Source organism: Limosilactobacillus fermentum (assembly GCF_013394085.1).
In the GTDB taxonomy this organism is placed as follows: Bacteria; Bacillota; Bacilli; order Lactobacillales; family Lactobacillaceae; genus Limosilactobacillus; species Limosilactobacillus fermentum.
This window is the reverse complement of record NZ_CP040910.1, coordinates 693,268-706,811: the sequence shown is the minus strand read 5'-3', so window position 1 is coordinate 706,811 and position 13,544 is coordinate 693,268. Positions and strand designations below refer to the sequence as shown.

Annotated in this window: 14 protein-coding genes; 1 reads left to right on the top strand and 13 read right to left on the bottom strand. The window is 53.3% G+C overall.

The window, feature by feature from the left end:
* The first annotated feature begins 53 nt into the window (after positions 1–53).
* Positions 54–482, top strand: coding sequence for a Spx/MgsR family RNA polymerase-binding regulatory protein (locus tag FG166_RS03495; RefSeq protein ID WP_003686362.1), 429 nt, complete (start codon positions 54–56; stop codon positions 480–482).
* 103 nt (positions 483–585) lie between these two features.
* Here the strand turns inward: FG166_RS03495 and FG166_RS03490 are convergent, their stop codons facing one another.
* From FG166_RS03490 to FG166_RS03430, 13 genes are all read right to left on the bottom strand, one after another.
* Complete coding sequence (locus FG166_RS03490) at positions 586–1,872, bottom strand: ISL3 family transposase (RefSeq protein ID WP_042513914.1); 1,287 nt, start codon at positions 1,870–1,872, stop codon at positions 586–588.
* A gap of 139 nt (positions 1,873–2,011) precedes the next feature.
* The gene (locus FG166_RS03485; RefSeq protein WP_137876813.1) at positions 2,012–2,980 is read right to left on the bottom strand and encodes a ribose-phosphate diphosphokinase; all 969 of its coding nucleotides are present in this window, start codon (positions 2,978–2,980) and stop codon (positions 2,012–2,014) included.
* Between the two features lie 70 nt (positions 2,981–3,050).
* Positions 3,051–5,597 (bottom strand): SF1B family DNA helicase RecD2, encoded by a 2,547-nt coding sequence (recD2, locus tag FG166_RS03480; protein WP_003682105.1) that lies wholly within the window; start codon positions 5,595–5,597, stop codon positions 3,051–3,053.
* Entirely contained in the window at positions 5,598–6,287 is a 690-nt protein-coding gene (locus FG166_RS03475; RefSeq protein ID WP_003682106.1) for a tetratricopeptide repeat protein, read from the bottom strand.
* Positions 6,288–6,301: 14 nt separating this feature from the next.
* The gene (locus FG166_RS03470; RefSeq protein ID WP_003682107.1) at positions 6,302–6,958 is read right to left on the bottom strand and encodes a histidine phosphatase family protein; all 657 of its coding nucleotides are present in this window, start codon (positions 6,956–6,958) and stop codon (positions 6,302–6,304) included.
* 208 nt (positions 6,959–7,166) lie between these two features.
* Positions 7,167–8,099 (bottom strand): L-lactate dehydrogenase, encoded by a 933-nt coding sequence (locus FG166_RS03465; protein WP_012391006.1) that lies wholly within the window; start codon positions 8,097–8,099, stop codon positions 7,167–7,169.
* 107 nt (positions 8,100–8,206) lie between these two features.
* Positions 8,207–9,820, bottom strand: coding sequence for an amidohydrolase (locus tag FG166_RS03460; RefSeq protein WP_003682109.1), 1,614 nt, complete (start codon positions 9,818–9,820; stop codon positions 8,207–8,209).
* A gap of 398 nt (positions 9,821–10,218) precedes the next feature.
* On the bottom strand, positions 10,219–11,352 hold the full coding sequence (gene mnmA, locus FG166_RS03455; protein WP_003682110.1) for a tRNA 2-thiouridine(34) synthase MnmA: 1,134 nt from the start codon (positions 11,350–11,352) through the stop codon (positions 10,219–10,221).
* A gap of 106 nt (positions 11,353–11,458) precedes the next feature.
* Positions 11,459–11,803, bottom strand: a complete 345-nt coding sequence (locus FG166_RS03450) for a DUF1831 domain-containing protein (RefSeq protein ID WP_003682111.1) — start codon at positions 11,801–11,803, stop codon at positions 11,459–11,461.
* On the bottom strand, positions 11,803–12,510 hold the full coding sequence (locus FG166_RS03445; protein WP_003682112.1) for a 5'-methylthioadenosine/adenosylhomocysteine nucleosidase: 708 nt from the start codon (positions 12,508–12,510) through the stop codon (positions 11,803–11,805). Before FG166_RS03445 ends, FG166_RS03450 begins: the two co-directional genes overlap by 1 nt.
* A gap of 12 nt (positions 12,511–12,522) precedes the next feature.
* Entirely contained in the window at positions 12,523–12,759 is a 237-nt protein-coding gene (locus FG166_RS03440; protein ID WP_003682113.1) for a hypothetical protein, read from the bottom strand.
* Positions 12,760–13,308: an NUDIX hydrolase gene (locus FG166_RS03435; RefSeq protein ID WP_003682114.1), complete on the bottom strand. Its 549-nt coding sequence runs from the start codon at positions 13,306–13,308 to the stop codon at positions 12,760–12,762.
* Position 13,309: 1 nt separating this feature from the next.
* On the bottom strand, positions 13,310–13,522 hold the full coding sequence (locus tag FG166_RS03430) for a cold-shock protein (protein ID WP_003682115.1): 213 nt from the start codon (positions 13,520–13,522) through the stop codon (positions 13,310–13,312).
* Positions 13,523–13,544 lie beyond the last annotated feature (22 nt).

The following is a 13,544-nucleotide window of genomic DNA, read 5'->3' as shown; positions in this document are numbered from 1 at the left end:
TGCTAAAATGTCTAAAAGCTTACATGTCTAAAAGCTTACAAAGGAGTGATTCGATGGTCAATTTATTTTTCCACACTAACGACCCATCCAAGCGCAAAGCCGTTCAATGGTTAACTCAGCACGGGATCACCGTTAGTCAACGAAACATCGAAAAGGAGCCGTTGACGACCCCTGAAATCCTCGACCTGCTCGCCCTTTCCACGGACGGGACCGACGATTTAATTTCTAAACGCTCCCATGATACCAAGGCCCTGCAAATGGACGCCCGTAATCTAACCATTAACCAACTTGCCCAAGCAATTGAAAAGAGCCCGCACATCTTGCGCAACCCGATCATCTTTAACGACCACAAGATGGTGACCGGCTTTGACCAAGAGAAGATGGGGGTTTTCATCTCTAAGCACCAACGCCGACTTGAATTAAACCGGCTCTTGGCCAACTTAAAGAAGGGTACCCCACAGGTACAAACCGAATTAATCTAATAAAAAAACTCGCCCGCGGGCGAGTTTTTTTATTAGCCTTCTTCCGGCAGTTGGAAGAGATCGTGAATTGAGGCTCTTTGTCAAATCCTGTTGATGGGTCATTTTAGGCGGCGGCCGGTGCTTGCACCTGGCGCCGCCTTTTTTCAGCTTCCGTTCCCATTTGATGCAATCGGATCCGGGCGATGAAATGACCAAAGTTAGTAAAGCCATATGCCGTCCGTTGAATTAACTTGATCATGCGGTTGATCCCCTCAACCCGACCGTTTGAGTACGGTAATACGGTTGCGTTGTACACTCCTTCGCTGTTCTTACGGAGGGTCTTAAGAACCGTTTGGAACGGCGCTGGCACGTCCCATTTGGTGAACAAGAGGTCCATTAATTGGTCAACATCGTGCTCTTCAAGAGCGGTCATGGCGCCCTGTAAGAGTTCATAACCGGCCGCTAACTGGGGATCAAGGTCCAGACCAATTCCCACCCGTTCAGCCATCGTTACCTTTTGTCGTAAGTGGCGATCATAGTACTCCTTAGTGTAGTTAAGCGATGTGCTTTTAAGTAAGTACAGTCGCCACGAATTCTTCAATGCCCGATACTCACGCGTATTAGGGTCGAATTGCTTCATTACTGCGACCCGGACTTGGTTAAACGCCCGCGTAAGCATTGAAACGATGTGGAATCGATCCACAACCAGCTTTGCGTTTGGGAAGTAGCGGCGTACAAGGCCTTGATAGTAACTGTTTAAGTCTGTCGAGACTGATTTGACTCGTTTGCGCTCTTTTAGCGAGAATCGATCAAAGTAATGCGTAATACTACTCTTAAGCCGATCAGGGAGAATTTGGTAGATTTGTGAGGTATCATTATCAACGATAATGAAGCAATACTTCCCCTGCGGACCACGGAACTCATCAATGGCAATATTAGTGGGTAAAGTGCGACTATTAAAGCGAAGGAGCGCTTGATCACTGTCTAGGAGGCGGCCAATGGTACTAGGTGACACACCGGTAAACTTAGACACGTCCTTTTGAGAGACATTACTTTCAAGCATCGTAAGTGCCTTGTGTTTAACTGCTTTGGCAATGGAACAGTATTTATCAACGACGTTGGTCTTCGCCATGAACGAATCTTGGCAATTCTTACATCTCAGGCGTTGCTTACCGATCCGCAACATGGTGGGACAACTTTCGTTAATTGAGAGGTACTTAATGGTTTGGTAAGAATGGCCATTCTTGATGAAGGTATCCGCAAAGCCGCAATGTGGGCACCGATCCAATTTAAGCGAGACCGTCCCAATGAAGACCTGCGTCTCCCATCCGTCATTATTTTCAAAGACAACGTCTGTGAAATGAAGATTGGGGTCTTTAATTTGAAGGATATTTTTAATATAATCAGTCATAAGGTCACACCTCTTACTTTCTGGAATTTGCGTGGTAGTTAATGATCAGAATTTTAAGGCTGGTGGGGCCTTTTTTTGTGCCCTCAAAACCAAAAAATCCTGTCAACGAATCACCACTATGGTAATCCATCAACAAGATTTAGTGTAGAGCCTGAATTGAAAGGTGGTTGTGAATCCGGTTGATGGCACCAGCGAGTAGCGGGGCAACGGAAAGTTGTTCGATGTTTTCCGTTTGCTTCTCTTCTGGGATCACGATCGTATCGGTAACCACCATTTTCTCCAGTGGGGAATCCAACAGGCGCTGGCTAGCGTCCCCGGATAAGACCGCGTGGGTCGCAACCCCAAAGACCCGGTCGGCACCACACTTCTTAAGGAGGGTGGCGGAGTTGGCAATCCGCGAACCAGTATCGACAATGTCGTCAACAATGATCGCCGTCTTGCCGGCCACTTCCCCAATCACCGTAGTTGGTAATTGTTCGTGACGGGCTTCGCGGTTACTTTCCGTCCGCTTATCAACGATTGCGATCGGGGCGCCGCCAATTAATTCAGCAAACCGGCGGACCCGGTTCACCCCGGCGTGGTCAGGAGCCACAATCACCAAGTTATCGGTAATCCCCTCTTCCATGAAGTACTTAACCAGGGTTGGGGCGGCCAGCAAGTGGTCCACCGGGATGTCGAAGAACCCTTGTACCTGCGGGGCGTGAAGGTCGACGACGATCATCCGGTCGATTTGATCCATCGTCAGCAGGTTGGCCACCAGCTTAGCGGTGATTGGTTCCCGCGAACGGGCTTTGCGGTCTTGGCGGGCGTAACCGTAGTACGGAACCACCACGTTAATCTTCTTGGCGCTCGCCCGGCGCAGGGCGTCGACCATAATCAACAGTTCCATCAGGTTGGTGTTAACTGGCTCGGAAATCGATTGAATTACGTATACTTCCCGCCCCCGCACGCTTTCGTCGATCGTCACGGAAATTTCCCCGTCGGCAAAGTGGCTAATCGTGCACTTTGAAAGGGGAATTCCCACCTGATCGGCCACCGCTTGGGCCAGCGGTTGGTTTGCGTTTAGCGCAAAGAGTGATACGTTTTCGGCATTTTCGATTTTACTCATCGTCTTTGTCCTTCCGTTGTTAGTGACGTTTTTCCTATTATCACAATTTTGGGCCCGGCTTGCAACCAGATTAGGCAAAGTCGGCCGGACTTAATCCATCCATGCCGATCAGCGGGTCCACCCGTTCGTCTTCCACCATTGCCGGTGTCAAGTGATCCGCTGGTTGTTCTTCTTGAACCGGCGTCTGGGCTTTCTCGTCTGCCGGGGAGTCTGGATCCTGCTGGGCTGCTTGCCAAACCAACTTCAGTCGCTGCTTGAGCGAGGTGGGGCGGTCCACCACCGGCGTCTTAGAGCAACGCACGAAGGCCGGGGCGTCACCCACCATCACCAGAGCCCGCGACGACCGGGTCACTGCCGTGTACAAGAGGTTACGTTGGATGATTGAACCAGCCTGGGGGTTAGTCGGGAAAAACTCCGACAGCAAGGTCACAATCACGACCGGCGCCTGACTCCCCTGGGCCTTGTGAATCGTCATCGCGTAGGCCAGTTCTAAGTTAGCCAGGGCGGTGGGGTCATCGTATTTAACCAGGTGGCCAGCAAAGTCGACCGTGACCTTCAGGTGCACCTTCTCCTTTTTGGCGAGCCGATCGCCGTTAACGACGTGCTTATCTTTCCCGGCAATCGACTTGATGATCCCGATGTCACCGTTATAAACCTCGGCGTCGGAGTCGTTCGTTGTCTGCATTACCTTGTCGCCCACCCGTATCTCCCGGCTTCGTAACCGGTAAGTGGCCTGGTTTAAGCTGGCCGGATTCAGGTGGTCTTGCAAGTAGCTATTAATCAGGTCGCGGTGGCGCCGTAGCGGGGTTAAGATCTGAATATCTTGAATATCCAAGTCGTGACCACCCAAGTAGGCGTCGACTAGCTGACCAATCCGGGCCGGAACGTCGCGAGCGGCGGTGGTCACAAAGATTCGCTTGGGGTACTTAGTCTTTGGGGTGGGGGCAATGAAGTCCTCGTCAACGTCCCCCTTGTTGATCCGCTGGGCTAACGGGATCAAAGAGGAATCGGCGTCCTGGCGGTAAATCCGTTCCAAGCGGACTTGCGGTAAGCAATTAGATTCGAGCAAGTCCCGGAACACCTGCCCCGGTCCCACCGACGGCAGCTGATCGAAGTCACCGACTAACACTAAGTGGATGTTGGTCGGGATCACCGCCATTAGCCCCCCCATCAAGAGGGTGGAGGTCATCGACATTTCGTCAACCACCAGCATCTGACCGGCATTTTCTAGGGGCGCCGGTTTTTCAATCAAACGGGCGGCATCGTTATCGGTTGCAATGCTCAAGAAGTGGTGGATGGTTGACGCGGCAACGCCCTCACCCGTGATCGCCTGGCGGGCTTGCTTAGCCGCCCGCCCGGTGGGGGCAACTAACTGAATTGGTTCCCCATCGCTCCAAGCGTGGAGCTTTTGGCCGTCCTCTTTTAACAGGCGCCGGTATGCCCGCACGATCCCGTTTAGAATCGTCGTCTTCCCGGTCCCCGGTCCCCCGGTCAAGAGCAGCACCGGTGCTTCTAAGGCCTGTTTAATCGCCGCCTTTTGCTGGTCGTCGTAAGTGATTTTTTGTTCCTTGGCCACCTGATCAACTATCTTTTCAATCAGCTTTTGCCGCTTGGCGCTGACCGGCTGGGCCGCCGCCATCATCTGGTGAAGCTGACTGGCGATTAAATTTTCGGCGTGAAAGAACAGGGCCGGGTAGATTCCCCGCTCGGGCACGTGGTAAAGCTTCTTTTGGGTCAGTAAAATTCCCAAACGCGCCGCCAGGGTATCCTGGCTGACGGTGGCGCCCTGGTTAAGGAGTTGGCTAGCCCGGTTCAACAGTAATTGCGGGGCGACGTACGAGCCGGAATTTTCCCGAATCAGAATTTGGGCGGCAAAGAGGAGGGCCCCATCGATGCGGCGGGGATCATCGAAGGCCACGTCTTGATACTGGCGTGCCGCCTCATCCACCGGGCGAAAACTAATCCCCAACTGCTCATAATCGGCTACCACTTGGTAAATGTCTTCTTCGAGGATTTTAAGCAACCGCCGTTGGTAGAATTCCTGCAAGCGGCGGATCATCCAGGCCGAGAAACCGAGCATCATCAACTGGCGGTTGGCCTTGCTGGCCTCGTCATCTTTGACCAACCGGTTGAAAAAGGTCTTTAAGGTCGCGATGTCTTTTTGACTCAACCCGGACACCACTTCGATTGCGTCGGCGTCGCCAATCAGGGTGCTCATGGCCTTTTCGCCTAAGGCGTCATCAATGGCCTTGGCCACCTTTTTCTCATCACTGACCGCCACGTTGTTCTTCTTTAAAAAGGCGGCCAGCTCCTTGGCGTCGTGAGGCAGCTGGTGGACAAAGCCCGAAAAATCAAACTCAAAGCCGTAGCGCGGGTTGTTGACAACCTGACCCTCAAATTCAAACTCATCGCCCTCGTTAACTTGACCAACGTCACCCTTAACGGTGATTTCTTCGGTGTCCCACTCAAAGTCAGCCTTTAACACCGTCGCCGCTAAAATAGCAAAGGGCGGGTTAGAAAAGATAACTTTTCGTACCCGCCCCGAAAAATGCGTTGGTCCCGTTTCTTGGACCTTTTCGTCATGAATTACCGGCTGGGTATAATCCCGGTACGCCATTTAGTGGCCCCCCTTGTCACCTAATTCCTGCAGGGTCTTTTCTATTTCGGCAATCCGCTTTTCGCTCTTCTTGTAGTAATCCGGGTTCAGTTGCTGGGCCTGTTCCAAGTACGGTTGGTAAGGTTCACCAAGCGCCATGGCCACCAGCCCCCGGTCAAATTGGGTGTCGGCCCGGCCCGGGTGGCGAACCAAGATCCGGTCGTAGTACTTTTTGGCCTGCTCAAATTCGCCCAGAGCCAAGAGGGCATCCCCCAGCACCTGGCTGATTTCTGGGTCGCTTTCTTCTAACTCGTGGGCCGTCAAGCCGTACATAACCGCCTGTTTATATTGGCCCTTTTTAACGTATGACTGGGCCAGCATTAAGTAAGCATCGGCCTTCATCTTTTCGTCTTCAACCTGGTTGTAGTACTTGATCGCCTTATCGACTTGGTCCACTTCGTAATACAGGTTCCCTAACCCATACTTTAAGAAGGTTACCGCCCGTTCATCACCGCGGGTTTCAAACAGGCCTAGCGCCTTTAAGAACAGCTCTTCGGCTTGGGTGTAATCGTGGAGGCGGGTCAAAAGGGAGCCGAGCTCGTAGTAATTGTTAAACTTGTTTGGTTCGGCGTCAATAGCGGCCACCAATTGGTGCACCAGTTGTTCCGATTGACGCTTTTGTGCTTCTTGTTGCTTCGTTTCTTTTTCCATTTAGTTTCACCCCGTTATACCGTGTCCGTTGGGTCCACCTGCGTCCGGTGCAGGTACTCCGTATCATTCCATTTGACGAGTTCAAAGTGCTTTTGATCAGTAGTCTGAATTACCGTGGTGGAAGTGTTTGATAAACCGCCGCGTTGCTTTAGGTTGACTAAGGAGGCGCCTAAAATTCCGTTGATGCCGGCATTTAACGCCGCCCCGTGGGAGACAACTAACACATTCCCCCGCGGGTAGCGGTGACAGTAGTCGAGGACGGCAGCTTTGAGCCGGTCAATTACCGCCTCAAAGGACTCGCTGCCCACCACCGTTGGGTCAAACCGCTCGGGATGGTGGTGAAAGTTATCGACGGTGGTCGGCCACTCTTTTTCAACGGCTGAAAATGTCATTCCCTCCATCTTCCCGAGGTCAAATTCAATCAGGCGTTCATCAACGGTTAGGGCCACTGGTGTTGGCAACTGAGCGATCAACTCCTCAGCCGTTTGCCGGGCCCGCTTTAGGGGACTGGTGTAGGCGTGAATGAACTTAACCCCCGCGAGTGACGCCGCTAAAGAACGGATGTCTTGATGACTCGCCTCTAAGAGTGGTGAATCCCCGTGCGCCCCTTGGTAGCGCGCCGCCAGGTTCCACTCCGTTTTCCCGTGTCGAATAAAATAAATGGTTGTCATGTTTGCCTCAAAAAAGCTCTCTTAATTTGCTAACAACAATTCTCTGTTATCTATAATACCAAAGATCGCCGGGTGAGTGAAAATCACAAACCAAAAAATTGGGTTTCCTTTTGAATTCCGCCGTCTTTTCCCGTCCGGGATGAACCACCTACGTCCCGGCTTACTAAAAAAGGCCCTAGCACCGTTCGCTAGAGCCCTGCGTTCTTTTCTACTTCTCTAATTCAGTCAGGACCGCCTCATAGCGGGTCTGGATGTAATTTGCTGACGCCAATAACTTTTCTTTTTCCGCGCTGGTGAGTGTCAGTTGGGGTTGGCGAACGACCCCACCGCTTCCCACCACGGCCGGATAGCCCACGTAGGTACCTAGCTCCTCGCGGAAGTTGGAGACGGGTAGCTCGGCACGGGCATCATTTATGATGGCGGTGACCAACCGAAGCGCCGCTGCCGCAATCCCGAAGTTGGTGTAGTGCTTGCCGTGAAAGACCGTGTAGCCCCCCGCCCGAACGGCTTCGGCCAGTTCGTCCAACTCCGCTTCACTTAGCGCTGCGGTCACCGGCTGATCCAAGACCCGAACTTGGGACCAGGCCGTAAATTGCGAATTTCCGTGCTCCCCAAGGTTGTAACCAGAAACCGAACGGGGATCCAATTCAAAGCGTTGGCCAACCACCTTCTTCATGCGGGAGGTGTCTAACAGTGTCCCGGTGCCAATTACCTGATCCCTTGGCAAGCCGGTGTAGTGTTGAAAGAGGGCGGCGACCACGTCACAGGGGTTACTAATCGAAACCAAGACCCCATCGAAGCCGACCTCCCTTAGTTTGGTCCCCACCTCCTTGGCCGCCTTGCTAGTCACTTTTAATTCCACGAACCGGTCGTGCTTGGCGTCGTCATTTTGAACCCCAATTGAACCAACCGCGATTACGACCACGTCCGCGTGTTTTAACTCCCGGTAGTTATTTTTAACCACCTTAGTGTGGGTGGGCAAGTTGGCAAGGGCGTCTTCAAAGTCCGTCGCATCTGAATTGACCTTTAGCTCATTTGTATCAATCAAAACAAGTTTATCCACGCTACCAGTGACTAATAAATTGTTTGCTAAGGTAGCTCCCACGTGCCCGGAGCCGATGATCCCAACTGTTCTTGCCATAAGCCTTACCCCCATCGTTCTAATCTAATTCTAACATTCTCATGGATGTCTTAGATAATACCCCTTTTATGGGGAGCTGACAAGGGGGCAAACCAACTTTGGCTAAATTAGTTACCTTCCCCCACCGCACGTTGATAAACCCGTTGGCCAGCCACCCAGGTTTCGGCGACCCCGGTGTCCTTAATCTCGGTAGGATCGATGGTAAACAGGTCCTGATCCACGATGACAAAGTCCGCGTTCTTGCCCGCCACCAGGGTGCCGTTTTCCTCAAAGCCGCCCATCAACGCGGCGTCTTTGGTGTAGGCTAACAGCCCCGTTCCCACCGTGATGGCTTCTTCTGGGCCAACTACCTCCCCGTTAGCCGCCCTCCTGGTGACCGCTGCGTAGAGACTGTAAAAGACACTATCCGGTTCCGCCCACGGGGTGCAGGGCGCATCGGAACTTAGTGCAACCAGCGCTTTGGAGCGTTCCATTGATTTAACCCGGTAGATTTCTTGGTACTGGCTGCTAGTCAAGAAGGCTTGGTAGGACGCCACCTCAGCGAAAAAGAAGATTGGCTGGGTAACCAGGCCGTAGTTCATCTTGGCCCGGTTAATCTGGTCAAACATGGCGTCGGTCAATAGCGAAGCGTGCTCAATTCGCACCGAGGGGGTCTCGCTGAGCCACGGGGTTAGGTTAGCAGTCGTGTCTAAAACCAGCTGGATCGCGGCGTCCCCCATTGCGTGAACTGCTAGTTGCACCTTGGCCGCTTTGGCCATCTCGACGGCCGCAAGCAACTTGTCTTGATCCGTCAACAAGACCCCCCGTTTCCCATCCGGGTAGGGGCGGGTGTTATCCGCGGTTTCCCCCGAAATGCTCCCGTCCATGAAGACCTTAATGCCGGCCACCCTTAGCTGGTCAGTGGCTTTGAATGACAGAGCGGCGCCGTCCTTTAATTCGTCAAACACGTAGTAAATGGTCGTCCGGGGTAAAAAGCCCCGGGTAACCGCATCCGTATAGAGTTGCCAGGAATCATACGGCTTTTTTCGTCCCATCATCTCACCGATCGCCACGATCCCATTGGCTAGGTAGTGGTGAGAGCTTTGGACCAGGTTGTCCACGTCGGCTTGGTAACTCTGCGCCGACTTGGCCCGGATTAGCAGTTGGGTGGCGGCTACCTCGCGCATAAAGCCGGTCGGCTCCCCGGCATCGTCGCGTTCAATCTTGCCCCCCACTGGATCAGGGGTGGTCCGGTCAATCCCGGCTAACTCAAGCGCCCGGGAGTTTCCCACTGAGGAGTGGCAATCAGAACGGTAGATAAAGATGGGCTGGTCGGTCGAGACTTGGTCCAAATCGGCCCGGGTCGGGGACCGGTGCTCCTTGAGCTTGGTTTCGTCAAAGCCCCAGCCCTCAATCCAGACGTCCTTACCGGCACCAAAGGCCGGGGAATGCCGTAACGCCGCTTGCATTTCCGCAATGCTATTTACGTCAGGCGGCGTACAAGCCACCCCGTGAAGGGCGTCGGCGATGTATTTGGGGTGCGTATGGGCATCAATTAGCCCCGGCAACACCAAGCGCCCCTTGGCATCGATCACTTCTTCCCCTTCAGCCGGTTTTAAATCATCCCCCGTTTCCACGACCTTTCCATCCGCAAAGCGCAGGTCCTTAGCAAAGTCATTCTCGCCGGTTCCCAGAAAAATTCGTCCGTTCGTCAACAGTGTCATGGCCACCATTCCCTTCATTGATTTTCTTATAGGATAGTCGTAAAAGAAAGCGCTGTCCACTAAAAGAAGTGTGAGCCAACCTTCTCGACGGACCGTTGGGCTAAGCTAGGACGGGGGTTGATGCGGTACGCATCGTTCTCCGGCCGTACTTAGCCACTAGGTCCGTGGTTGGGAGCACGTTATTGGAAGTGCGAGCCAACCTTCTCGACGGACCGTTAGGCTAAGCTAGGACGGGGGTTGATGCGGTACGCATCGTTCTCCGGCCGTACTTAGCCACTAGGTCCGTGGTTGGGAGCACGTTATCGGAAGTGCGAGCCAACCTCCAATACAGGCTAAATTGTAAGAGTGGCGAGGGTGGTCTTTGAAAATGGAATGCAAAAAGGCCAGGGAATTCTTTCCCCAGCCTCGCTTAAAGTTTAAACGTATTGCAGTTGACGCTCCTGGTTGTAAGCCCGGTCGATAATGGCACTCCCTAAGCACTCGTCACCATCGTAAAAGACCACGGCTTGGCCCGGCGTGATGGCGCGGGCGGGATCGTCACTGGTCACGGTCACCATCTGACCATCGTCAGACAGCTTAACGGTGACCCCTTCGTCCTTTTGGCGGTACCGGAACTTAGCGGTACAGTGAAACTCCGTCCCGTAGCGGCTGACCACGTCGTCAACCCAGTGGATATCCGAAGCCTCCATGTGGGTGGCGTAAAGGTGCTCGTTTTCGTAGCCCTGCCCCACGTAGAGAACGTTTTTCGTGATGTCTTTTCCGATCACAAACCACGGGTCGTTGTTCTCCTTGGTTCCCCCAAGGCCGAGGCCCTTGCGTTGGCCGATTGTGTAATACATCAAGCCGGCGTGGGTCCCCACAACCTTACCGTCAACGGTTTGCATTTCACCTTGTTGGGCCGGCAAGTACTGGCTCAAGAACTCACGGAAGTGACCGTCCTCACCGATGAAGCAAATCCCCACGGAATCCTTCTTGTCGGCAACCACGAGGCCGGCGTCCTTGGCTAGCTGACGAACCTCTTTTTTGGTGTAACCAGCCAGGGGGAAGAGCACCTTGTCCAATTGGGCGTGGTCGAGTTGACTCAAGAAGTAGGTCTGATCCTTGGTTTGATCCTTTGCCCGCATCAGGTGCATGTTACCGGCTTCGTCGCGCTTTAAGTCGGCGTAGTGACCGGTGGCGACGTAATCGGCCCCGAGCTGGTTAGCGTACTCGATGAAGGCTTTAAACTTGATCTCCTTGTTGCAGATCACGTCCGGGTTTGGCGTCCGCCCCTTCTTGAATTCATCAATGAAGTAGGTAAAGACCCGGTCCCAGTACTCCTTTTCGAAGTTAACCGAGTAGTACGGAATCCCAATTTGGGTTGCCACCTTGGCAACGTCTTTATAGTCTTCCGTTGCGGTACAAACCCCGTTCTCATCGGTGTCGTCCCAGTTCTTCATAAAAACCCCGACAACATCGTAACCCTGCTGCTTTAACAACAAGGCGGTCACGGAGGAATCTACGCCCCCGCTCATCCCGACGACAACGCGGGTATGACTGTTATCAGTCATGCAAAATCACCATCATTTCATAATAGATTCTGGATCCATCTACGATTGAAGGTCGCATGTCCAGTATTTACCATTGTACCAAAGACACGCCCGGGATACTATCAAACTAACTTACCTTGGTCAGAATCTCCCTGGCCACCATTTCATCAAGGATGAAGTGGTACTGGGTCACAAATTCCTCGCTACGCGGCCCGGTGAAGATATTGATCTTACGCAAGCCATTGGCACTAACCGTATCCATCTTAAACCCCGTTAATTCGGCGTTAACGGTGATTTGTAGCTTGGCGGCCGGCTTAAAGGGGTTGGTCCGGTCTAGGGAGCCGGTGTACTTGTAGTTGCCCTGGCGGGTTTGTTCAAAACCTAGGTCAATCAGGGAGTACTTCTTAATGTTAGGGCTAATTGCGTAGGTCGTTTGGTCCCCGGGCACTTGAACGGATGCTTGGTACGCCATTACGCCACCCCTCCCTTGTTCAAATCAGCAAAGAGTTGCAAGAGCATGGCCGCCGAGCGCTTGCCGGCCTCGACGATGAATTCATCAAAGGACACCCCGGCGTTCTCGTCACCGGTATCAGACATTGCCCGGACCACCACGTACGGTACTTGGTGGTCAGTGGCTACTTGTCCCACGGCCGCCCCTTCCATTTCAGAGGAGAGGGCGTCATTAAAGCGGGCCTTAATCTGTTGAATCATTGCCTTAGAGGACACAAACTGGTCGCCCGTCACGATCAGGCCCTGCTTGATGTTTAAGCCGGTCTCCTTGCCGGCCTCACTAATGCGCTCAACCCAGGTTGGGTCAGCGCTAAACCGGGCCGGCTGGGCTGGCAGTTGGCCGTATTCGTAGCCAAAGGCGGTTACGTCAACATCGTGGTAAGCCGTTTCCGTCGCGATCACCACGTCGCCAACGTGCAGCCCCTCGCCAATTCCCCCGGCCGACCCGGAGTTAATGACCACGTCGACCTTAAAGTCGGTAATGAGGTGTTCGGCCGTAATCCCGGCCTCCACCTTCCCAATTCCGGATTCCACCAGGACCACCGCCTGGTTTTCAATCGTTCCCGCTAGGTAGGTTTTTCCCCCCAACACGGTTTCGGTGCGGTCAGTTAACCGCTCACTCAGGGCATGCAACTCTTCTGGCATGGCGCAAATAATTCCAAATGTCATGGTACTTCCTTTCTAACCAACGAAAAAGAGAATCAAATAAACAATTACGATCGCTACCACTAAACCCAAGATCACCCAGTTGAGCCGCCGCTTGAGCTGCCTAGTGGCCATCTCCTGGCGCTCCTTTTTGGCGAGCTCCAAGCTTTCCTGGCGGGTCATCGTCACGTCGCCACTAGCGTCCGGTGCCGCTTGATCACCAGCTTGCCTGCGTAAGTGGCGCCGACTCAGTTCTTCATTTGGCTCTTGCATCTAGTTCACCCGTTGGCTGGCCCAGTAATAAATGGCCATCACCGTTTTCATATCGATGATTTGCCCCGTGGCCACCATCTCTAAGGCTTCCTTCAAGCTCACCTTCAACAGACTCAATTCTTCATCTTGGTCCTTTGGCAGGGCATGGTCAACCGGGCGTAATCCCCTAGCCACAAAGAGGGTGATTACCTCATCAGAAAAGCCGACCGAACTAGCCGTCGCGTTAACCTGATCAAGGTGTTCAGCCGCCAGCCCGGTTTCTTCATTGAGTTCCCGCACGGCACAGGCCCGCAAGTCCCCTTGGTCACGATCGTCAACTTTGCCGGCCGGAATTTCCAGGGTAACCTGCTTTACCGGGGCCCGCCACTGCTGTTCTAAAATCATTTGGTCGTCATCGGTCAGGGCCAAAATGGCAACGGCCGGGGCGTGGTGAACCACCTCCCGAGTGGCGTGGTTCCCCGCCGGGGTCAGCACGTCTTGGACCTCAACGTCAATCAAATGGCCGCTAAAAACCGGTTGGTGTCCAGTAACCTTTTCTTCAAAGTCCATCTTAATCCTCCCGTTGTATAATCGTTACGTGGGCCGCTTGGGGTCCCCGTTGGCCTTGAACAATCACCATCTCGACTGCTTGTCCCTTTTGAATTGGGACCCGGCTGCGACCTTCAATGGCCCGCCGGTGAAAGTAAACATCCCCATCTTGTGGGGTGGTAATGTAGCCCCAACCCTTGGTGGGGTCGTAACTCTTGATCGTTGCTTGAATCATCTTTTCACCTACTTTCCCCCGC